This is a genomic window from Larkinella terrae (assembly GCF_009668025.1).
In the GTDB taxonomy this organism is placed as follows: Bacteria; Bacteroidota; Bacteroidia; order Cytophagales; family Spirosomataceae; genus Larkinella; species Larkinella terrae.
In genome coordinates this window covers 1-22,813 of the sequence record NZ_WJXZ01000013.1, presented here as the reverse complement: position 1 = coordinate 22,813, position 22,813 = coordinate 1, and the positions used below count along the sequence as shown (strand labels likewise).

13 protein-coding genes and 1 tRNA gene are annotated in these 22,813 nt (G+C 51.5%); 5 read left to right on the top strand and 9 right to left on the bottom strand.

Translation table 11 applies throughout. The features are described from left to right. Positions 1–121: 121 nt before the first annotated feature. The 6 genes from GJJ30_RS20595 to rpe all read right to left on the bottom strand — a co-directional run bounded on the left by GJJ30_RS20595 (position 122) and on the right by rpe (position 9,282). A complete protein-coding gene (locus GJJ30_RS20595; protein WP_154177081.1) occupies positions 122–2,119 on the bottom strand; it encodes an NAD-dependent epimerase/dehydratase family protein in 1,998 nt (665 codons plus the stop codon). Positions 2,120–2,314: 195 nt separating this feature from the next. Then, a complete protein-coding gene (locus GJJ30_RS20590) occupies positions 2,315–3,130 on the bottom strand; it encodes a transketolase (RefSeq protein WP_154177080.1) in 816 nt (271 codons plus the stop codon). A gap of 2 nt (positions 3,131–3,132) precedes the next feature. Then, complete coding sequence (locus GJJ30_RS20585; protein ID WP_154177079.1) at positions 3,133–4,929, bottom strand: glycosyltransferase family 39 protein; 1,797 nt, start codon at positions 4,927–4,929, stop codon at positions 3,133–3,135. Positions 4,930–4,981: 52 nt separating this feature from the next. Further along, a complete protein-coding gene (locus GJJ30_RS20580) occupies positions 4,982–6,982 on the bottom strand; it encodes an OmpA family protein (RefSeq protein WP_310588347.1) in 2,001 nt (666 codons plus the stop codon). Between the two features lie 130 nt (positions 6,983–7,112). After that, entirely contained in the window at positions 7,113–8,471 is a 1,359-nt protein-coding gene (locus GJJ30_RS20575; RefSeq protein WP_229313295.1) for an alpha-amylase family glycosyl hydrolase, read from the bottom strand. Positions 8,472–8,589: 118 nt separating this feature from the next. Next, positions 8,590–9,282, bottom strand: coding sequence for a ribulose-phosphate 3-epimerase (gene rpe, locus GJJ30_RS20570; protein WP_154177076.1), 693 nt, complete (start codon positions 9,280–9,282; stop codon positions 8,590–8,592). A gap of 180 nt (positions 9,283–9,462) precedes the next feature. Here rpe and ligA point away from each other — a divergent pair, with 180 nt between their 5' ends. After that, positions 9,463–11,508: an NAD-dependent DNA ligase LigA gene (gene ligA, locus GJJ30_RS20565; protein ID WP_154177075.1), complete on the top strand. Its 2,046-nt coding sequence runs from the start codon at positions 9,463–9,465 to the stop codon at positions 11,506–11,508. Positions 11,509–11,595: 87 nt separating this feature from the next. Beyond that, positions 11,596–12,492, top strand: coding sequence for a 4-hydroxy-tetrahydrodipicolinate synthase (gene dapA, locus GJJ30_RS20560; RefSeq protein ID WP_154177074.1), 897 nt, complete (start codon positions 11,596–11,598; stop codon positions 12,490–12,492). A gap of 114 nt (positions 12,493–12,606) precedes the next feature. Here dapA and GJJ30_RS20555 read toward each other — a convergent pair whose 3' ends face one another. Together GJJ30_RS20555 and GJJ30_RS20550 are read right to left on the bottom strand one after the other, a co-directional pair. Then, the gene (locus GJJ30_RS20555) at positions 12,607–12,795 is read right to left on the bottom strand and encodes a hypothetical protein (protein ID WP_154177073.1); all 189 of its coding nucleotides are present in this window, start codon (positions 12,793–12,795) and stop codon (positions 12,607–12,609) included. 66 nt (positions 12,796–12,861) lie between these two features. Beyond that, positions 12,862–15,072, bottom strand: coding sequence for a DUF5916 domain-containing protein (locus GJJ30_RS20550; RefSeq protein WP_310588346.1), 2,211 nt, complete (start codon positions 15,070–15,072; stop codon positions 12,862–12,864). A gap of 122 nt (positions 15,073–15,194) precedes the next feature. Here GJJ30_RS20550 and GJJ30_RS20545 point away from each other — a divergent pair, with 122 nt between their 5' ends. Continuing rightward, on the top strand, positions 15,195–16,307 hold the full coding sequence (locus tag GJJ30_RS20545) for a hypothetical protein (RefSeq protein ID WP_154177072.1): 1,113 nt from the start codon (positions 15,195–15,197) through the stop codon (positions 16,305–16,307). 413 nt (positions 16,308–16,720) lie between these two features. Beyond that, positions 16,721–19,570, top strand: coding sequence for a Kelch repeat-containing protein (locus tag GJJ30_RS20540; RefSeq protein ID WP_154177071.1), 2,850 nt, complete (start codon positions 16,721–16,723; stop codon positions 19,568–19,570). 145 nt (positions 19,571–19,715) lie between these two features. Here GJJ30_RS20540 and GJJ30_RS20535 read toward each other — a convergent pair whose 3' ends face one another. Then, on the bottom strand, positions 19,716–22,289 hold the full coding sequence (locus GJJ30_RS20535) for a M14 family metallopeptidase (RefSeq protein WP_154177070.1): 2,574 nt from the start codon (positions 22,287–22,289) through the stop codon (positions 19,716–19,718). Positions 22,290–22,478: 189 nt separating this feature from the next. Here GJJ30_RS20535 and GJJ30_RS20530 point away from each other — a divergent pair. Beyond that, positions 22,479–22,550, top strand: a tRNA-Glu gene (locus GJJ30_RS20530). Positions 22,551–22,813 lie beyond the last annotated feature (263 nt).

Sequence of the window (22,813 nt, the reverse complement as noted above, 5' to 3'; positions counted from 1 at the left end):
GTTTCGCGGAGCTAAGCGGAGAACAATTGAGCTAAGCGGAGCATATTCAGAACTCTGCTTAACTCTGTTTTCCTCCGTTTAGCCGCATGGGCGGCCCCGTCCGCGAAACAACTTTAAATCCCTATTTTGTTTTTCTCGCTTCCACCAGCGCCCGGATTTCGGATGCGGTTTTGTAGAGCTGCCCGCCTTTACGAACTTTCGTCCGGATGAACTTGGGCCGTTTTTTCGTTTCCTCGAATATCTTACTGATGTATTCCCCCAGGAATGATACGCCCAGGAGGTTAATACCGCCGAACAGCATCACCAGAATGATCACCGTTGACAAACCGGCGGGCGTGTTCGGGAAGAATACAAATTTAGCCAGAATCTGCCACAGAATGCCGACCAGCGAAAGTCCCGTCAGGATAAAACCGGCGTAGGACATCAGTTCGAGCGGGGCAAAGCTGAACGAGAAAATGGCCTTTTTTGCCCACCAGATGTTCTTGGTCCAGTTGTTGGTCGAAACGCCAAACATCCGTTCCGGCCGGACGTAATCGACACCGGTTTGCTTGAAACCAACCCAGGCCCGCAGTCCGCGCAGAAACTGCTCCGTTTCGGGCAGGGCAACGAGTTCGCGAACCACTTTTTTGTCGATCATCGAGAAATCACCGGCATCGACCGGGATGTTGATGTACGACATTTTCTTGAAAAGCCGGTAAAACGTCCGGTAAAAGAAGTGAACGTGCGCGGGCATTTCGCGCTGCACCCGAACGCCGTACGTCACGTCGAATCCCTGCTGCCATTTTTCGTAGAAACGGGGAATGATTTCGGGTGGGTCCTGCAGATCGCCGTCCATCAACACCACCGCGTCGCCCGACGATATTTCCATACCGCTCAGAAACGCCGACTGGGAACCGAAGTTGCGCGAATGCGTAATGCCGATAACATTCGGATCTCGCGCACAAATCCCGTCGATGACCTCCTCCTGATTATCCGGCGAATTGTCGTTAACGAAAATGATTTCGTACCGAACTTTCATTTCATTGAATGTCTTCACCAGTCGGTCGTACATGTACGGAATGGCCTGGGCGTCTTTGTAACAGGCAATGATTGCCGTAATTACCGGATTCAACGTTGGGTTGGCGAACGCCGGAAGCACGCGATCGGCATAATCTTGTTGAACCTGCCATTCGGCGGTTTTTTGCAGCCCGACGACGAGTGGGGTGCGGGCTTTCCAGGCAAGGTCGGTATTGGCCGCTACGGGATCGCCGTACCAGTCGCTGAGGTCCCAGTTCCGGTTTCCCATGCTGCCCCAGACGGGTTCGATTGACAGGCCGAAAGCCTGACGGGTTTCCTCTACCAACTCCCGCATGGTCGTTTTCCGACCGGTTGCAATGTTGTAGGAACGGCCGCTAATGGTTTTGTTGACTTGCAAAGCCGCCTGAACGAAGGCTTCGACGCAATCGTCGATATAGACAAAGTCGCGGCTGATGTCGGGCGAAACAAGCGGAGGCAAATTGTTCTTCCGGGCTTCTTCTACCAGCCGGGGAATGAGCCGGTCGGGTTCTTCCCAGCCGCCATAAATCGAGTATAGCCGCAGATTCAGCGTATTCAGGCCGTGAACGCGGGCGTAAAATTCCAGCATGTAGGCCGCTGAAACTTTCGAAACGGCGTAATGGCTGTTGGGTTCGACGCGGTCGGTTTCCTTCGGCGCCGTGCAGTTGAAACCGTATTCCGAACTACTCCCGGCGTGAATATAAACGGTTTCGGGAGTACAATTCTCCAGAATGTTGACCGTACCGTTGACATTGGTTTCGTACGTCAGATTGACGTTTTTCTGTTTGCTATATGCCCCGTAAGCCGCCAGATTGAAGATGGTGCGAGGTTTATACCGTTCAAAAATTCCCTGAACCGAATTGTTGGAGAGGATATCGCAGTGAACGACATTTTCGGCCGGAACATCGAGCAGTTTCAGCCGCCAGGCTTTCGTCGCATCGTGGGTGAGCGCGTAACAATCCTTGCGGAGTTGAAAAATCTGGTCGAATAAATTAGCGCCGATAAAGCCGCTGGCTCCGAAAACGAAAATGGGCCCTTTTAGCTGGAGAATTTTATCCCGGTATGGTAGGTTTTGTTCAGACATTAGAGGTTGTATAGAGCGGTAGCACCTTGGTTTTCATTCTGCCGAACCGGTTTTTTCCAGGATTCGGTGCAACGAAAATAAATAGCAGGATAAAAACCGTATGCGATTTGGAATCAGATGGTTACTGTTGATGAATAGGTGAATTGACAAGACCAGGACCTGACAGGTTTTAAAAACCTGTCAGGTCTATTCAGGTTAAACAGCAAAATACCGGTCGTGAATGTCCGTGCGCGCCTGCTCGTACAGCTCGGCCGTCATCGGTAAATAGTGCCATTCGAGCCGGTTTTCCATGTAGGAAACACCTTTTCCTTTGACCGTGTGCGAAATGATCACTTTCGGTTTGCCGTTGGTTTGCAGCCGGAGCGTATCGAGTTTGACCAGCAAGCCTTCGACATCGTGGCCGTCGGCTTCTACCACTTCAAAACCGATGGCTGTCCATTTGGCAACATCGGCGGTATCGCCGAACACGTCGGCGGTGTGGCCAAACCCCTGCAAACCGTTTTTGTCGATCAGCACCACCAGATTATCCAGACCTTGCTGCAATGCGTAATGGGCTGCTTCCCAGGTCGTTCCTTCGTTGGTTTCGCCGTCCGACATCAGCACATAAACGGCATGCTGATTGCCTTGCAATTTATTAGCGTGGGCAATTCCCGCGGCAATCGGAAAACCGTGCCCGAGGGAGCCGGTTGCGAACGGAATGCCCTTGTGCTTGTTGGGAGCCGGGTGGGCGGGCAGCGTGGTGCCGTTCTTGTAAAATGTATGCAACTGTTCGTCTGAAATCTCGCCCAGGTGATTCAGACAGGTGTACAAGGCCGCTGCCGCATGACCTTTCGACAGAATGAACGTATCCTCCGCCTGTTTCCGCAGAATCAGCGTGGCAATCATCATATCGAGGCAACTCAGCGAACAGCCGATGTGACCGGCGTGCGCCATATTATACAATTCCAGAACCTTCAGGCGCAATTGGCCGCTGAGGGTCGTAATATCGGTGTTTGTGGCTGTTGAAGTCATTTTTAATACCTGTATTTCATTCCTTCAAGGTCAAAGATAGTGATTTTCTGGCCGGTCCTGCCTTTGACGAGTACAATCTTATTGGGTTCCCCAGGGTCGATGCGCTGGTAATACGTCGCGTCCTTCGGTAAATAGATATTGGCCATCTGGGCGTCGATCACGGAAAAATTACGCCCAATTTTGTCGATTTCGGTGTATTCATGCCGCCGTAACGACGGATACAAAACCGTATCGCCTTCCGCGTATAGCTCCTGAATTTTCATGGCTGATTCCCGAAACGGGTTGGGTTTCCGGGTTAAAGGCGCCATGGAATATTTGGGTTCCACATCGTTATAGATTCGTCCCAGCAAGGTTATCAGAGAGATGGTTTGCAGCGCCAGAATCGCGAATAACGGGTTTCGAAACCAGGAGGGAAGTGACCCGATTTTGATCAATAATAAAGCGGTTAGAATAAAAACATACGGAAACGAAAAGCCCGAATACCGTTGCGTAATCCCGTAGGTATGACCCGAGCGGAAGGCCATCAGTAATAAAAAAAGCGTTGGAACCAGCGCCAGAATCACCAGGAAAACCAGAAGCGGCCGATTCCGGCGTTCCACGTCTTCCAGCAGGGCTGTTACCATGAGATAAAAGAACGGAATTGCTGCCGAGAAAACCAGGTGTTGGACCTGATTGATGCTATACAGGGGCAATCCAGCTGCAAAAAGTACGGGAAAGGCGATTTTAACCCAAACCGGTGGTTGTTGTTGCTGGCGATACCGGATCAGCAAAGCCGTTGCGATCAATCCGATTCCCAACGCCAGCGCAGCATTCCGGTAGCCGACCACCGTTGTTGCCAGGCCGTTGGTGAAAAGCACCAAGTCGCTAAAAACCGGTAAGGACCGCCAGAAAACATTGGGAACCGTGGCCGGTAAAATCAGCCCAAAACCGTTGTTGACTGGATTGGTCAGGGCAATGCTCAGGTACAGTTTTGCCTGATGGTTCAGGCTGAAAAACGTGTATTTGCCACCGCCGTAGATAAACCAGAGCGATACAAACCCAACGGCGATAATCGCGGAAAACGCCAATCGGGTCCAGATCCCCAGCTTACGAACGTACAGCAGAGCGTATAAACCGTGGGCCAGAAAAACCGTCAGCGTCAGGTAGTGGGAGAGCAGCGAAACCGCCACCAGAAAAGAATAGAAAACATACAGCCGAACGGGTGAGTCCCGTTTGCCGGAGGTTTCTTTTTCAAGAATAATCAGGAAAATATGGGTAGCCAGTAACGTCAGAAAGAACGTCATGGTGTAGTTGCGGGCAATGTGGCTCTGGGCGACAAAAAAAGGTTCGATAGCGGCCAGAAAGCAGCTGATCAATGCCAGACGGGAAGCCTGTTGGGGCGGCATCCGGAAATGCCGGGTTACGAACTGGTACAGCAACGGAATGGTTAACAGGCTGAAAATGACGGAAAAGAACCGGAGGGAGAAATCGCTCAGGCCGAACAGCTTTATCCAGAGCCAGATCAGGCCGTAATAGGCCGGGCTGTTGCCGATGTCGCTTTTGATATTGGCCTCGATAAAATCGGCAAAGGTCTTGGGTTTCCAGAATTCCTGCGGGGTGAAATAGCCGACGGCCGCCTTGTCAAATACGTCTTTCTGGTTGGAACCTTCCATTACAATACCCTGACTCACCAGCAAGGTCGCTTTTTCATCAAACCAGAGACCGTACGTATCCAGGCGGTAAATTCGGAGAATAAATGCCAGAAGCATGATTCCGGCCAGGATGAAGATATGCGTTCGACGGTGTGGCGAAAAAGACATTAAGTAGAGAAAACTAGCTTTGGTGGGCAAAAATAAACCGATTTGTGGGACTTTACATTTTAAGAATGGTAAATTCTACTCTCCGGTTCAGCCGACGCTTTTCTTCCGTCTCGTTGCTGGCAATGGGTTTGCTCGGCCCCCAGGCTTTCGTCTGGATGCGGGCATCCGGAATCCCCTTTTCCATCAGGTATTCTTTCACCACCCGCACCCGATCCTGCGATAGCTTCATATTTAAATCCCAAACACCCTGATTATCAGTGTGTCCATCTACCTGAATCTCCATCGTCGGGTAGTCGTTCAGCATCTGAACAACCCGGTCGAGTTCGGCGTTGGAACCCTCAATCAGGACAGCTTTGCTCTGCTCGAACAGCACCTCACGCAGGACCACGCGCTGACCGGTTTTGATCGGGAATAGTGTCAAATTTTTGCGAATTTCCTTAAACCGCTTGTCTTTGCTGAGGTCGACCAGCTCCGTTGTCGTGAAATAGCCTTCCCGTTTGGCCGTCAGGTTATAACTATCTTTCATGGCCAGCAGCAACTTGTAATCACCGGTTTCGGGATCGTAACTGACCCGGCTGTTTTCTTTGTTGTCGGGCAGGATTGTCGAAATGACCTCCGCAGCAACCGGTTTTTTGTTGACGCCGTCAATGACCTGACCGGACACAATCGCGACCGGATCGGGTTTAATGGCCGGGTAAAGTTTCAATCGGAAAATGTCTTCGCCACCCATCGAATTCTGGATGGAACTCAGGTAGGCGTAGTCGCCGGTGGCCGGAATGGTAAAATAACCGTCCCATTCCGGGGTGTTGATGTCCGGGCCGAGATTTTCCGGTTCCGACCAATTGGTCCAGGTGTCATCGAGACGGCGGCTGACGAAAATATCCCCGTTGCCGTATTCAGGACGCCCGGCCGACGTAAAATAGAGCGTTCGGGAATCGGAAGCAACGAAGGGTGCCCCTTCGTAATCCGCCGTGTTCAACATGGGACCCATGCTCTGCGGTTCGCTCCAGGTTTGATTGGGTTGGAGAAATGAAACATACAAATCCTTGTTCCCCAGCGAGTTCCTGCGTTGAACCGATAAAATCATGGTTTTGCCGTCGGGCACAATGGCGTATTCGGTGTAGGCGTTTTTGTGCAGATTGTGGTTGTTTGCAATCACGCATTCCACCGGAAACGACCAGCCGTTTTTACCTAAAGTCGATTTAGATAAACCGTACGTAATTGAACCATCCGGTTTGTAAACGTTGATGAGGTAAATTGTCCGGCCATCCGGCGACATTCCGCTGACGGCATTGTCGGCGGTGGTGTTGATCGGAGGACCAATGTTGATGGCGCTGCCCCACTCCCCGTTAGGCTGAAGAACCGAATACCAGACGTCCTGACTGCGTGGGTCGCCGGTATTCCGTTCGTGCTGACCACGAGTGAAATACAGGGTTTTTCCGTCAGGCGAAATAACCGGTGCCACTTCCTGACCTTTTGAGTTAACCTGCGGGCCGATGTTTTCCTTCACCAGGTCCTTCGGAGCGTCTTTGGAAACATTGATGGAAATGTTGATGGGTTGCGTATCGGACGAGATTCCGATGGCGTCGATCTGGTTCGGACCTTTAACCCGGTTGGGGCTGACAATCAGTTTAATGGTATTGGAAGTTAACGAAGGATCGGTTGGAAAAATTCGGAGCAGGGGAGTTGCTGCGGGTTCGGCACTCGAAGAGGTAAGGGTTCCTTTGTAAACCGGTATTTCCCGCCCCGAACCGTCGATGACCAGCACCTGACTCACCGCGCCGGGATTGCCGCTCTGAAAAATGGCGATCTGCCGAATCGGAATGACGTTTGCAAACCGGACGGTGATCCATTCGTCGTTGGGCCCATCGGGGTAGAGCGGTGACCAGGCGCAGACATTATCGCCAGCCTGCGGCAATCGGTTGGGCTTTCCTAAAATCTGGTTGGCACGGTATTGCTGCGAATACGCTTCCCCTCGGCCTTCGGACGAAAAACCGACGACCGAGCTGGCCCACTGCACGGTTTGCCCCGACACGCTGGGTACAGAAAGCAAAATCCATACAAGCAGTAGTGAAAGGCCGCGTATCATGCAATTAAGTTAATGAACAATGAATACTGATCAATGAATACTGGAAGATGCTGAGTGACTGGCGGCAGTTATTCATTGTTCATTATTCATTTCTTTAATTTGTATACACTTTATACTCCCACGGTTTTAGCGCAAACGTCAGCGAGTTCCGCAATTCGGAGGGCTGGCGGCTGAAGACTTCCGTGTAAACGCCCTCGAAACCGTCTCCATTGAGCCGAATGGTTTGCGGGGTGGGGCTAAGATTAACGATGACGACCACCCGATCATTTTCCTGCTGGCGATAAAAAGCGTACACCTTATCGTCTTTTTCGGTCGGAATTTTGATCAGCGGGCCACCGGCCTGGCCGTTCCAAAGGGCGCGGTTGCGGTGCTTCAAGGTTAACAACGTTTTGTAGAAATCAGTTTTGCTGTAATTCCCCCAGTATATGGGATCTTTTTCGTAAAATTTCAATCGTTTGCTCAGGTTGGACTCCATACCGTTGTAAACCAGCGGCATTCCGTCGAAAGTAAACGCCAAAACCGTAAAGGCATCGACCCCGTTGCCGAATAGTTCGGTTCCGGTTCCGGTCCAGGCGTTCTCATCGTGATTCTGGGTAAACTGCATCTGGTAGTACCAGCGCGGAAACCGCTTCTGGTTAAAGGCCAGCAGGGAGTCGATGGACGTAGCAGGGCGTTTGCCTTTGGCAATCATTTTCATCAGCTGGTGCATCCGCCAGGCATAATTCATGTTAAAGCATTCTTTGAAATGCTCCGGTTTGTCCTCCCATTCCGCCAGCATAAAAACCGGTTTGATGCTGTCGAGTTTCGGACGCAGGTTGGCCCAGAAGTCATCCGGCACAAAACCGGCCACTTCACAGCGGTAGCCGTCGATGTCGCATTCCCGCACCCAGAACTGCATGGCGTCGGTCATGGCGGCTTTTACCTCCGGATTTTTATAATTCAAATTGAGCACATCCGGCCGGTCGGTTACTTTGCCCTCGTCATTGATGGGCGGAGACATTTTTCCGTTGATTTTCGTGTACCAGTCCGGATGCTGCTTGACCCAGGAATGGGAGCGGCCGGTATGGTTGGGGACCCAGTCGAGAATGACGCGCATGCCCAGGTCGTGGGCTTGTTTCACCAGGTCTTTAAAGTCGGCCAGGGTTCCGAATTCTGGGTTAACGGCTTTGTAATCTTCGACGGCGTACGGATTTCCCGGCAACGTCCGCTGGTTTTCCTTACTGATGGGGTAGATCGGCATGATCCAGAGGATATCGACCCCCAATTCCTTTAACCGGGTGAGTTGCTGTTCAACGGCTTTAAAGGTGCCTTCCTGCGAAAACTGCCGCAGGTTCACTTCGTAGATGGTGGCATTTTTGGCCCAGTCGACCGTCGGAACCGAAGCTTCTACAACCGTAGAATCGTTTGCCGTGGTTGGGTCGTTGCTGGTCGCAGGGGTCTGCTTGCAGGACATTACGGACAGCGAAAACATTCCACCCGCTACTAGAGTACAAAAAATCTTTGTATACATGCCAAATGAGTATGCTCGAATAATTGGTCTAAACTTCGGTTCGGCGCTCCTATGCCGGAGCTTAAGCCGGATAGGCCGCCCGGTCGAAGTGTTTCAATGCATGAATGGCCTCGGCGGGATCGTTTGCGCGAAAAACCGAACTTCCGGCAACCAGCACGTCGGCTCCGGCTTCGACTAAAGCCGCAACGTTATCCGTACTGATGCCCCCGTCTACCTCGATCAACGCATCGTTTCCGGATTCCGCCAAAAGTCGGCGCATTCTCCGAATTTTTTGCAAGGTATGGGGAATAAACGATTGTCCACCAAATCCGGGGTTGACGGACATGATCAAAACCAGATCGATTTCGTCGAGAACGTCCGTTAATAAGTCAACGGATGAGTGTGGATTCAGGGCAACGCCGGCCCGGCAACCGGTTTCCCGGATTTGCGTCAGGGTGCGGTGCAGGTGCGTACAGGCTTCGAGGTGAACGGTGATGGTTCCGGGGCGCCCGGGATGAGCCGCTCCGGCTTTGGCAAATGCCTCGATGTACCGTTCGGGTTGAACAATCATCAGATGCACGTCTAAGGGTTTGGTTGCGTGGCGGTTGACAGCTTCGCAAACCGGGATTCCAAACGAAATATTCGGAACAAAAACGCCGTCCATGATATCCACGTGAATCCAATCGGCCTCACTTCGGTTGAGCAATTCAACATCCCGTTGAAGATTTGCAAAGTCTGCCGCCAGGATCGAAGGCGCAATCAGTGGTTGGGTCATAAAAGAGCGTTCAATTGAATTTATGTGTCCGAATTGGCAAAGTTGACACCAAAATTAATTCTTTTGTTGGAACATTTCAGAACTGGTGGTCGAGTCAGTACAGGAATTTATTCGAATTACGGTCTAATCCCTACTTTTACGTATTTTGTTTTAATCCTTGAATTTTTATTCAAAAATAGAATGAATCCGCAGGAACGCATTGCCGAACTTACCGACCGGCTTAACTATTATAACTTCCAATACTACCAAAACAGTATTTCTGAGGTCGATGATTTTACATTTGACAAATTGCTGGAGGAGCTTTCGGCCCTGGAAAAACAATACCCCGAATTCAGCCGCCCCGACTCGCCAACGCATCGGGTTGGCGGCACCGTCAGCAAGGAATTTGCCACGGTTTACCACCGGTTTCCAATGCTGTCGCTCGGTAATACGTATTCAGAAACTGACCTGACGGAGTTTGACGTCCGGGTCCATAAAGGCCTGAACGGCGCTGACTATGAGTACATTTGTGAGTTGAAATTCGACGGAGTGGCGCTCAGTCTGGCCTACGAAAACGGCATCCTGGCGCGCGGAGTTACCCGGGGCGACGGCACCCGGGGCGACGACATTACGGCTAACGTCCGCACGATTCGTACCTTGCCATTGAAAGTGAATAGTACCGCCGTTCCGCCCCTTTTTGAAGTGCGGGGGGAAGGTTTTTTGCCGCTGGCCGAATTTGAGCGAATCAATCGCGAACGGGAAGACATTGGCGAACCGTTGCTGGCCAATCCGCGCAACGCGGCTTCCGGCACGTTTAAGCAACAGGATTCAGGCGCGGTGGCCAGACGGCGGCTCAATTGCTACGTTTACTCGTTTTTGTCGGAACCGGAAATTTTTCAGACGCACGAAGAAAGTCTGATCGCGATGAAAGACTGGGGTTTCAACGTCTCCCAAACCTGGCGCAAATGCGGTTCCATTCAGGAGGTCATGGCGTTTATCGATGAATGGGAAACCCGGCGGTTCGAACTGCCCCTGGCTACCGACGGAATTGTCATCAAAATCAATCGCTACGACCAGCAGCGCGAACTGGGTTTTACCGCGAAAAGTCCACGCTGGGCCATTGCATTCAAATACAAAGCCCTGGCGGCCAGCACCGTTCTGAACAGCGTTTCTTACCAGGTGGGCCGGACGGGTGCGGTTACACCCGTTGCCAATCTCAAACCGGTTTTGCTGGCCGGAACGGTCGTTCGGCGGGCATCGCTGCACAATTCCAACGAAATCGAGCGGCTGGGCGTGAGGCTGAATGATACGGTTTTCGTCGAAAAAGGCGGGGAAATTATTCCGAAAATAACCGGTGTCGACCTGAGCAAACGGACCGAAGCCAGCGTGCCGATTGTGTATCCGACCGAATGCCCGGCCTGCCAGACGCCGTTAATACGGAAAGAAGGCGAAGCGCATTTCTATTGCCCGAACGAAAAAGGCTGTCCTCCCCAACTCCAGGCGCGATTTGAGCACTTCATCCAGCGACGCGCAATGAACATTGAAAGTCTGGGCGAGGGAAAAATCGAAATGCTGATCGACCGGGGGCTGGTTCGCAGCCCGGCGGATTTATACGAACTGACGTTTGAAAAATTGCTGGGGCTGGAAAAAACATTCACAGAGGCCGAAACCGGTAAAATCCGGGTGGTAAGTTTACGCGAAAAGTCGGTCGAAAACATTCTCTCGGCGCTCGAACGCTCGAAAGCGCAACCGTTTGCCAATGTGTTATTTGCGATTGGAATCCGGTACGTGGGCAATACGACGGCGGAAAAACTCGCGGATTATTTCGGCAGCATCGACGCGCTCCGAACAGCTTCGCACGAAGCCCTGCTGGGCGTTCCGGAAGTCGGCGACCGGATTGCACAGAGTGTCGTGGCCTGGTTTGCCGATGTCGATAACCAGGCGTTTGTCGAGCGGTTGCGGCTGGCGGGTTTGCAAATGGAAACCGACCGCGTGGCCGTGGAACGAAAAGGGGAGTCGCTGGTCGGCAAAACGTTTCTGTACACCGGAACCTTTGCTAATTTTTCCCGCGAAGAACTTGAGAATGAGATCGAAGCCCACGGCGGCCGTTTGCTGGGGGGCGTTTCCAAAAAGCTCAATTACCTCATTGTCGGCGAAAATCCCGGCCCGTCGAAAGTGGAGAAAGCGACCAAAATGGGCGTGACCATGATCGGCGAGGACGAGTTTATGGCAATGTTAAGTAGTTAGACCAGAAGGCATACCGTTTCACGCTGAAAAACCGTACCTTTGTTCTAATTTCCGATTTGCATATTCCTTCTAATCCAGATTTCGTTCATGAATTCTCGTTTTCACGGCGTTGGGGTCGCCATCGTTACCCCGTTCAACGACGACCTGACCATTGATCTTGATGGTTTTGGCCGGATTGTTCAGCACATTTCCGACGGAGGAGTCGATTATATTGTGCTACAAGGTACCACGGGTGAATCACCAACGGTGAAAAAATCGGAAAAGAAACAGTTGCTTCAATATGTAAAGGAAAATAACCCGAAGAAATTACCGATCGTTTACGGCATCGGCGGCAATGTAACGCCCGATGTGATCGAGACAATTAAAGATACTGATTTCGAGGGAATTGATGCAATTCTGTCGGTTTGTCCTTACTACAATAAACCTGGAAAACGGGGAGTAATCGAACACTTTACCCGCATTGCCGACGCCAGCCAGGTGCCGGTAATTCTCTATAATATTCCGCCAAGAACCGGCATCAACATGTCGGCCGAAACGATTTGCACCCTGGCTGAACATCCAAACATCATCGGTGTCAAGGAAGCATCCTGTGTCATTGAGCAGTGCATGGAAATTGCCCGCGACAAACCGGAGGATTTTCTGTTGATTTCGGGCGATGACGTCCAGGGCGTTCCCATCATCAGCATTGGCGGAGTGGGCGTTATGTCGGTGGTAGCCAATGCGTTCCCAGCGAAGTTCTCGAACATGATCCATGCTGCTCTGAAAGGCGATTTTGCTTTTGCCCGCACGGAGCTGGGGCATTTCCTGCGCATCGATCCGCTGCTGTATGAAGAAGGTAACCCGGTGGGAATCAAGAAGATTCTGGAAATACTTGGGTTGATCAATTCAACTGTTCGTCTGCCCCTTTACGCGGCTTCCGACGATCTGGGGGAACGGATGCGGGCGGTTCTTCAACATGACAATCTCGTCGAACTGGTTGCGTAAAACAATTCACGGTTTCGGATATACGGTTTTCGGTTGGCGCAGGTGTATTTAAACAACAAATACTGACTGTAGGATCCAACGGAAAACCGTATACCAAAAACCGCCAATCCGCTCTTAGCTCTTCCCTCCGCCGAAAAGGCGCGAGACGCCCCAGATAATAAGTCCGATGACGGCAATGACCAGGATCGCTCCGGTCCAGGCGCCCGCTTTGAATATATCGCCAATGACTTCGCAACTTGTCATGCCAACCAGCAAAAAGAGGCTGACCGCAAGCATATTGAGAAAATGAGTGAAATTACGCATGGTTTGTGGGATTAAGTTTCTCCCTGACAAACTCCCGATTTCAGTCATTTGTTTTTAGAAAGTTTATTATACGTTCCACCAGTAGGTCAGTTTCAGCACCAGCGCCCGGTTTTTAACCGTTAGCGAACCGGGTAGGTAGTTATCGGTATACACGATGAACAGGTCGGAGGCCGGTGCATAACGCCACTGAAACCGGGTGTTCAGATTGACGTTTTTGGCCTGCTCGTTATACTGCACAAAGGTCGTGAAGAACAGTTTATTGGTCATTGTCAGGTCAATGCGCGGACCAACCAGCCAGAATTTTACGTTCGAATTCGTTTCGGGAACCCGAATGTCGTTGTAATTGGCGCTTACAGCTAAACTTACGAAAGGCTGAAACCGGTAGCCCAGCGCCGTAACCAGGTTCAGACGCGTGCCGTTGGCGTAATATCCTCCGTACCTCCCTGAAAATGAGTACGTAAAGACACTTTGCGGTTTGGAAATGTAATCGACGCCCACGGCGTTCCAGCGGTGTTCGGAGCCGCGAGCCAGCGTATCACGCCCGGAGTTGGTGGGGTCGAAGGGCTGCAGAAGCCGGATGTAATCGTGGCCTACCCAAACCGCAAAAACGCTCTTGGTCCGGAACGTGGTTAGGTACATGGCCACGGTTTCGTTGTCGGTTTTCCGGAAGGCTTCGTCGTAAATAAAATACGACGTGATTTGCGGCCCGTGGCTAAGTACGGAGCCGCCTTTGGGAAACATTAGGTAGCTGGCGGTCGGATTGGCTTTGATGTAGCCCCGACGCGGCACGTAGCCGACTTCCGCCGAGTAATTGCTGCCGACGTATTCGTGTTGCCAGCCAACAATCCATTTCCGGGTGCTGTAAAGCAGATTGGCCGCGTGAACCATGCTGCGGCTGGAGTTTTGTGGATCGAAGGATTTGAGTACGATGGCTTTACCAGTCCAGACGTTGTTGGACGACGCCAGATTGTATTCAAACCCGAAATTCCGGTTGAATTTGGAATAGGTCGGTTTCCCGGCTTCGACGGCACCCGGTTCGTAATTCAACGATTCTTTGTTGATGAAAATGGCCCCGATGTTTGAGCGCGAAAAAATCCTTCGCTGAAGGGCCACGACGGCGAAATTCTGGGCGGGCAAACCGGTGGCATCAACCTTTCCGGTTTGCATATCCATCACGCCGATCCGCCAGTCTTTGTTCAGTTTGCCGCTAAGCCGGGCCCCAAACCGGATGGGGACTCCCAGACCGATTCGGCGGGAGAAGAACGGACGGATGTTGGCGTAACCGAAGTTGGAAATCTGGTCACCGTTTTCGAGGAAAAACTGGCGCCTTTCCGGAAAAAATAATTCAAAACGGTCAAGGTTGGTCACCTGTTGATCGACATCGACCTGCGAGAAATCCGGGTTTACCGTCAAATCCAGATTGAGCGACGACGTAACGGCCACCTTTGCATCCAGACCGACATCACCCCGGTACGCGGTCGGTTTATCATTGGCGTAGTCGCGCGTCAAACCGCCGAGGGCGTACGGAATCAGGGAAATATTGGAACCGGCCTGCGGTGGGGGCTGGTCCCAGACGATCGTTCCGGTGTAGGCCAGCGAAGCCGTCGGAAATTGCCGGGGTACGGGTGCCCAGCTCGATTTTTCGGTGGTTTTCAGATCCTGACGGCTGAAATTGATGCCCCAGCGTGTAATTCCTTTTTTGTACCGAATGGTTTTGAATGGAATGGCTGCTTCAAAAACATAGCGGTCTTCGTAATTTTTGACGACTGAATACCATTTGTTATCCCAGCTCAAATTGGCTTTTCCGCCCTCATACAGCAAACCGTCCCACTGCGCCCCGACGGCATTGGCTCCGAACGTAAAACCGTTGGTCTGGTCGTCGAACGGGTCCATGAAGAAGATAAAATTGTCGTTTTTGCCAAATTCCCAATCCCGCCGGAGCGATTGAACAAACGGGCGATTGATAAACGAACTATCCGGATTTCGGCCGTAATAACAGACAGCGATGATGTACAGATTTTGTTGATCGTACGTCATTTTAACGTCCGTTCGCAGTTTGGCGTAACTGGTGTCCATCGGCAAAACCATGTAAAAATTGGAAGCGGTTTCGGCTTCCAGCCAGGCTTGTTCGTCCATGACACCGTCAATTTTCAGGTGCGGAGCCCGGTCGGTCGGCACGGTTTGACGAATGTGGTATTGATAGGATTCGTTTTTCTTCTGGGCTAAAAGGGTAGTGCAAACTAAAATACAGGGAAGAAGCAAACGTAAAATTTTCACAAAGGCGCGCTATTTTTTAGTGAGTTTTCGGGACGGAATAACAAAGATAACGCAAACGTAACGGGAAGGATAAATAATTGTTCGTATTTTCAGGACTTCCGAAACTCTATCCTTAAACGACTGTGAAACAACAACAATCGTCCGGTTTGGCGGAGCCGCAACCGCTGAAAAAAGTCCCTGAACGTTCGTCTCTCCTGGTCGGCAGCCTACCCTTTTCCAATGAAGAAGCGTGCATGACCCGGGCCCTCGACGCGCTGGCTTCCTCGTTGTTCTGCCTGCCCGACGGCGAAATCGGCGAAAAATCACCGGCTTTTCCGCAGGGAAACCGCATCGCATGGGTGGTATATGCCATCGAAAAAATTACGGCTGACCCAACCAACTGGAAAATTGTAAAACAGCCAGTTCGCGGGTTAGACGGTATGGCCACCGATTACGACCATTTTCAAAAGCTAAAACCGCTGCGGTCGCCCGCCGAAATGCCGGACTACGTGAAGCTCGGTTACGACGATTTTTTTCGAAGCAGCTACCCAATATTCAGGCGGTTGCGGGAAGAACGGAACCTGCCTCATTTGAAGTTTCAGCTGGGCGTGCCGACTGGTTTTGCAATGGGCTTTGCGTTTGCCAGCCAGCTTCAGTGGATTCGGTACACCTACGCCTTCAACACGGTGATTGCCCGGGAGGTAAATGCGGCTCTGGACGAAGCCGGTAACGATGTCATCGTTCAGCTTGAAGTGCCGCCGGAGTTGTATGCGGCTTACATGCTGCCAAAACCGCTGATGGGCTGGGCCTTGAAACCGATTCAGGATTTGTTGTCAAAAATCAATCCGGCGCAGATTGGCATTCATTTATGTCTGGGGGATTACCACAACCACGCGTTGGTTCACCCCAAACACCTCGGGAAAATGGTGGCATTTTCGAATAAGCTGGTGGATGAATGGCCGATTCAACACAAGCTGGCGTATATCCATTATCCGTTGGCAGAAGGGCTGGTGCCGCCACCTGCCGACGCTGCCTTCTATAACCCGCTCAAAAACGTCCGACTGCCCGCCGAAACCCGGTTCATTGCCGGTTTTGTCCACGAAAAACGGACGCTCGAGGAAAACCGCCAGTTGCGTGACCGCATTGAAGCCATCCGAGGACAGCTGATTGATATTTCCACCTCCTGCGGTTTGGGTCGCCGTACCCCGGAAACGGCGGAAAAACTGCTTGGTTACCTGGCCGAACTGGTACAATGAGCGATTGGAGAAATAAGCCATTTGGCTTTTCACAAATCCTGGCTATTACTACTTAACCTCTAAAATTAATCATCTCAAAACCGGACGAAAGGAATAGTCGTCCGGTTTTTTTGTGAGTAAAAATTACAGGTAACCACTTTTTTCATATGAATTAACTTGAAGTTAGCATTATTATAGATTTTGTTCATATTTTGCAATGTCAAGTCCCAATCCTGTCCGATAATTCCTGAATCTGATGGTTACGTTCGCCTTTACTTCCCGATTAATCGATCGTCTGCGCTTAGAAGAACGCTCCTTTACGTATCGAAAAGTTTACTCTTCTTAATTTTTTTTGTCCGATTACCCAACCTGATCAATGCTGATCAGGAAGTCTTTTCATTTAGTCAGTTTCACCATAACCCTTATTACCCTTTATGAAAAAATCTCTCCTTTTTGCCCAGTTTATTGGGGTATTTTCCCTCTGGTTGCTGAGTATATCAGACGCGACCGCTCAATGGACCACGTCCTCAGTGAGTCAAAGCCGGAACAAGCTGGCTGGGGCCAGCGCGGGCGGAAAAGCCTTTTTCGGGGGCGGTTTTGAAGGCCTGGAAGCAACCGATAAGGTCGACATTTATACGATTTCCGGCGATTCCTGGTCAACCGCCAATTTATCCGAAAAAAGGGGTGCGTTGACCGCAACGGCTTCTCCCGACTCCGTGTTTTTTGCGGGTGGAGGCAGTTATGACGAAAAAGGTCTTTCCAAACGGGTGGACATGTACAGCGTCACGAATAATTCCTGGTCAATGGCTAATTTGTCCGAAAGCCGGTCGCGGCTGGCTTCCGCCCAGGCGGGTCGCAAAGTGGTTTTCGCGGGTGGGATGAGTTTACAGGGACGGTTTGTTCCAACCCTGCAATCAACCAAAACCGTGGATATTTATGATCTGGTCGATAAAAACTGGTCGACGGCCGAGCTTTCGGAATCACGTTCCGAGCTAACGGGCGTGGCTGCCGGTGGAAAAATCTATTTTGCCGGAGGTTTTAAAGGCCTGATATCCGGTTATTCAAAACGGGTCGATATTTATAATGTTGCAAATGGAACGTGGTCAACGGCAGAATTATCGGAAGCCCGGGCGGGTTTGACGGCAGTTGTTGCCGGTGGAAAGATTTATTTTGCGGGTGGCTACAAAGGCCTGATAGGCGGTTTCTCAGACCGGATTGACGTGTATGATATTGCTTTAAACTCCTGGACGCAGACCTCCCTTTCCCAGAAACGAGCCTATCTGACGGCTACCACGGTGGGCGATAAAGTTTTCTTTGCCGGTGGTGAAGCGCTGATACCCAATACGATCCTGACGGAAACGGTAACGACCGTCGATGTTTTTGATATGCGGACAAACAACTGGTCGACGGATGCCCTTTCCAAGAAACGGAAAGATCTGGCCTCGACCAGCGTTGGAAATAAAGCGCTTTTTGCGGCCGGTTTTGTTGGATTACTGGATGGTGGTTCGACGGTTCGGGTTGACATTTACACGGCTACCGCCATCGATCAGCAACCATCTCCGGGTTCGTCGACGGTTTGTCAGGGAAGCAATGTAACTTCCACCATTTCGGCTTTGGGCGATGAATTGACATATCAATGGTACAAGGGAGAGGCCAGTACGTCCGGCACACTGCTGGATGGACAAACTTCCGCAACGCTGTCGCTGACCGGCGTTCAACCCGGCGATTCGGATTCGTATTACTGCCAGGTCAACGGTCTGGGCGGGGAAGCCTGGTCGGATGCGTTTACACTTACCGTTCTTGAAAATCCGTCGGCTCCGGTTATCGGCATGTCGGGCCAAAGTAATGTAACCGTCTTTCAAAATACGCCTTACGTCTCGCTGACGATTACCGGTTGTGAATCCGGAGCCATTTCGTGGTCTGGCCCGAACGGGAGCAGCGGTTCCAACTCAAGTATCTCCGTACCAACTTCGGCTACCGGAACGCTGGTGTATTCCGCCACCTGCACGGTGGGAAGCTGCATCAGTCCGGCAGGCAGCGCCACGGTGGTGGTGGCTCCGGGAACGGCTTCGGGTAATTTCGACGGATTTATTTACGGGGCCGACTGCGGCACGTTCCGGGGCTGGGCCTGGGATAAAAACAAAATCAACTCGGCTATTTCGGTGGATATTCTGGACGGCCCCAACGTGATTGCCACGATTCCGGCGGATGTTTTCCGCCAGGACCTGCTTTCGGCTGGCAAAGGAAACGGGAAACACGCATTTATTTTCTCGATTCCGGAATCGGTAAAAAATAACCTGCCGCATTACCTGTCGGCCCGCGTAGCAAATGGCAGCTTTATTCTGAAAGATTCACCCAAAGCCCTGATCTGCCAGGGTAGCGGTGAAAACCCGGGTAACCAGTTGCCAAAACCGCCCACGCCGACGGTGATCATTGCTCCCCTGTCGGCGCAGGTTGGGGTGCCTTTTTCGGCCACGCTCGTTGCCTTTACCGACCCCGAAGGAACGACGCTGTCGTATGGCGTAACCGGATTACCGAATGGATTGTCAATCAACAACATTACCCGCGTGATCAGTGGAACGCCGGAGCAGGAGGGAACGTTTAACCTGACCTACCAGGCCACCGACGCGGGCGGAGCCAGCAACAGCGTAAGCTTTGCTTTAACGGTTGCACCGGCATCTTCCGGTGGTGTATCGGGCGAATTCGAAGGATTTCTGGACAAAGTAGAATGCGGAACCATCCGCGGCTGGGTTTGGGATCGGAAGAAGCCGAACACGCCGGTGACGGTCGAGTTTTACACCGGAAGCACGGTTTGGGGCAGTACGGTCGCCAATATTTACCGATCCGATCTGCTGAATGCCGGGAAAGGAAATGGCAGCCATGCTTATAGCTTTACGGTTCCCGATAACCTGAAAGGCGTTGGAACAACGTTGATTTACGCGCGGGTTCAGGGCAGCAGCTATGTTTTGAAAGATTCGGGTAAACCGTTGAACTGCCCATCAAGCGGACGTCTGTCGGCCGAAACCTACGGAAATCTGACTGTTGTCATTCTGGGTAATCCGGTGAAAGATCAGGTGGAAGTGGAAGTCCGTGGTGTTATGGGACAACCGCTGCAGTTTGCATTGACCGACATGCAGGGTCGAATCATCGGGGAACGCCAGATCGACAAAGCGGCCGAAGTCGAACACCAGCGTTTCGGAATCACGACGCAGCCAGCCGGTTTGTTCTTCCTGAAAGTCAGCACCAACGGACAAAGCCGGACGCTTAAGGTGGTGAAACCGTAAGGTTGACGATTGACCGTAGACCATAGACCATTGACGATTGACCGTAGACGATTGACCATTGACCACTGACCAGTGATTATAAAAATGCCTGAGCATTCCTCTCTGATCTTTGGTCAATGGTCTACGGTCAATCGTCAATCGTCATTCAATTTCCCACCATAAAAACCGCATTGCCGAACAGCAGTTTTCCGTTGTACCAGAAACCGCGGAACAGCGGATTGTCCATCATGTAGACGATACTGCCCCGGCCCAATTCCTGAACGCCATAGAGCAGCGTGTTATTCAGCTTCGATTTGGCATTTTTTCCCACGAAACCGGCCACGTAATTGTCTTTCTTCAGGTAGCCGACGTTCCAGCCATCTTTCAGGAAATCGTAGTCATACACATTCTGAACCAGCGCAAAATAGCCGTTCTGGTAGCCAAATGCCAGCGGATGCGTGCGGTCCAGATCGACGCGGTAGACACTGCCCGGTGTTTCTTCCGAAACCGCTTCCCGTTCGCGCTCGCCGTATTGTTTCAAGGTCTCATCCAGATCCGCTGCTTGTTTTTTGTCGGTTTTCTCTTTTCGGGCTTCCGATTTTTCATCTTTCCGCTTCAGGCCAAAATCGGCTTTATCGACAAAAAACGAGGTGACGCGCTCCATTACAATCAGCTTTCCTCCCGCCTGAACCCAATCCTTCAGTTTCATCAGGGCTCGGTCATTCAGCATTTTTCCGTAATTGTATCCTTGCGGCAAAATGAGCACGTCGATTTCCTGCAAGGCCGCATTGGCAAAGGCATTCGCATCGAGCAGAGTAATCGGATAATCGAGGTCCTGGTCAAAATAGTGCCAGACTTCGCCCATCGAGGTCGGCGACGTTACATCACCAGCAATGACCGCAACCCGTGGATTTTTAAGCGAAAAAACGCTTCCCGAACCAAAATCGGCGCCTTCGGAGACAAAACCGGTCGTTGCCGGAATGAGCCGGATGCTGCTTTTCGCGGCTTCCTGTTGCAGAATCTGATAAAACCGGTCGCCCAGCCGTTCGTTGCCCGCGCGGGTAATGATGAGCGTTCCGGGCTCAAAACGTTGGTTGTCCTGACTGAACGTCCGCTCGGCCACCCGAACCCGTACTTTGTTTTTCAATAAACCGGCCAGAAACCGGACATCCTGACCGGATTGCCAGCGCACGAGGTAGGCATACGGTTTTGGCCCGGCCGATGGCGTGTTTGAAGACGCTTGTCCTGCCGCGTTTGCGTATAAAGCGGGTGATAATTTCTCTTTCAACCCATAGGCTTTCAATCCATAAGCATACGGAATGCACCAGGAAGTGATGTCGTACGTAACGGAATCCTCCATGACGGATTTGGGTTCGAAAAGGATTTTCAACAAGGTTGATTTGGGCTGGTAAGCGCTGATTACCAAGTCATTATTCTCTATCGAGACTGACTCGTTTTTCTGATTCTGGTAATTAAAACCGATCAGTTTCTGAGATTTTCCGGCCAGACCGTAGCGAATTTGATTGTTGTCAAGCAGCTTCCGAAGCGCTACAATCCGCCCGTCGTCGTTGGCGGTTTTGATAACGTAGCTTTTGAATTCACCATTCGGATTGGTTTGCGATTTCTCAAAAAAGGAGTTGAAGTTTTTGACAATGTCAGCCGGGCGGTCAGCCACGGATTCGAGCGTCGCAAAGCTGGCCGCGAGGTGGTGATCGATTCGTTCGCGGAGGGTCAGCGTGTCGCCGTCGTTTTTACGGTACGCCAGTCCGGCCCGTCCGCCACCGCCCTGTTCAAAGGTCATGCCGATGGCGCCGTTGTAGGTCGGCCAGGTGTCGCCGTAGCTCGGATAAAACAGGTCAAAATTCTCCCGTGTAAAGTACAGCCAGCCGTTTTTGTCAAAATACCGGGTATTATACTTGCCGATAATCTGCTGGAATTCTCGCTGCCAGGGAGTAATGTCTTCGTGGTACGGTTTGGCCGAGGGCGCAAAATAGTACGGACTTTCGGGACCCATTTCGTGGAAATCGCCGTGGAGGTGCGGCATCCATTGCTGGTAGAGCGCCATTCGCTGTTGCGTGATTTCCTGGGTTTGCCACGCCCAGTCGCGGTTCGGATCGAACAGGTAGTGGGTGTAACGGCCACCGGGCCAGGGTTCGCTGTGTTCGCGGGCCATCGGCGTCGGATCCGGGTTGACTCCACTCATCTGGTTGTACCAGTTGACGTACCGATCGTGGCCGTCCGGGTTCAGTCCGGGGTCGAGAACCACAACGGCATTGGCCAGTATTTTTTGCGAAACCGCATTGGTAGAATTCAGCAGATCGTGCAGCACCAGCATGAATGCTTCAGAACTGATCGCTTCATTACCGTGGACGTTGTAACTGAGCCAGGCGATGGGCGGTTGGGGAGATGAAGTCTTCGCTGACGCAGCACTGGTCGATCCCAGCCCAATGCGTTGCAGGTGGGCGGTACGGATCTCGTCCAACTGGGACATGTTTTTTTCGGAAGCCACGACCACTGCCATGAGTTGACGGCCTTCGTAAGTAGTTCCGTAGGGCAATAATTTTACGCGGGTCGGTAAAGTCCGGGCAACGTATTCGGCGTAGGCCAGCACCCGGTGGTGGGGTGTAAACCGCTTGCCAACGGTATAGCCGAGAAATTGATCGGGATGTTGTAAGGTGGTCTGGGCGAGTGCAGTAAGAACCGAAAACAGGCACAGACCGAGCAAAGAGAATCGTTTCATGAAGTGCAAATAATGAATTTATCGGGCAATCCCCAAAAATAAGGCGAATCCCGAAATCTGCGTTCAATGCAAGAAAAATGATTTTTTTTAATCTCGGATTTGCAGCAATCAATTTTAGCCGTATCTTTGCACCACAATTTCAGAATCAGGGTTAGCAAATCAACGGCGAGCCAACTGAAATCTGAACATGGCCGATTCGTCTAGCGGTTAGGACGCGGCCCTTTCACGGCTGAAACACGGGTTCGATTCCCGTATTGGTCACGACCAACATTTAAAACCGTCAAATCACTCAGATTTGGCGGTTTTTGTGTTTCAAACAGTTTGTCCCTTCTCTGGCTGCTCACGCCTTCCTTTTAGGGGATCAAATCCAAAAGTTGTGGAGTGCGTAGGATTTTTCGGATCAAATCCAAAAGTTGTGGAGTGCGTAGGATTTTTCTAGGTTTGTGCTTTCATCAAACCGATTTGTTTTGGAGAGTTTCTTACCTATCATTCAGTTCCTGCTGCCTGAGTTCATTCTGGAAAAT

Coding starts and splice junctions, on each gene's coding strand:
- rpe (WP_154177076.1), bottom strand. CDS start 9,282: ATGACCCAACCACTGATTGCGCCTTCGATCCTGGCGGCAGACTTTGCA.
- GJJ30_RS20555 (WP_154177073.1), bottom strand. CDS start 12,795: ATGCGTAATTTCACTCATTTTCTCAATATGCTTGCGGTCAGCCTCTTT.
- ligA (WP_154177075.1), top strand. CDS start 9,463: ATGAATCCGCAGGAACGCATTGCCGAACTTACCGACCGGCTTAACTAT.
- GJJ30_RS20590 (WP_154177080.1), bottom strand. CDS start 3,130: ATGACTTCAACAGCCACAAACACCGATATTACGACCCTCAGCGGCCAA.
- dapA (WP_154177074.1), top strand. CDS start 11,596: ATGAATTCTCGTTTTCACGGCGTTGGGGTCGCCATCGTTACCCCGTTC.
- GJJ30_RS20585 (WP_154177079.1), bottom strand. CDS start 4,929: ATGTCTTTTTCGCCACACCGTCGAACGCATATCTTCATCCTGGCCGGA.
- GJJ30_RS20540 (WP_154177071.1), top strand. CDS start 16,721: ATGAAAAAATCTCTCCTTTTTGCCCAGTTTATTGGGGTATTTTCCCTC.
- GJJ30_RS20535 (WP_154177070.1), bottom strand. CDS start 22,289: ATGAAACGATTCTCTTTGCTCGGTCTGTGCCTGTTTTCGGTTCTTACT.
- GJJ30_RS20575 (WP_229313295.1), bottom strand. CDS start 8,471: ATGTCCTGCAAGCAGACCCCTGCGACCAGCAACGACCCAACCACGGCA.
- GJJ30_RS20595 (WP_154177081.1), bottom strand. CDS start 2,119: ATGTCTGAACAAAACCTACCATACCGGGATAAAATTCTCCAGCTAAAA.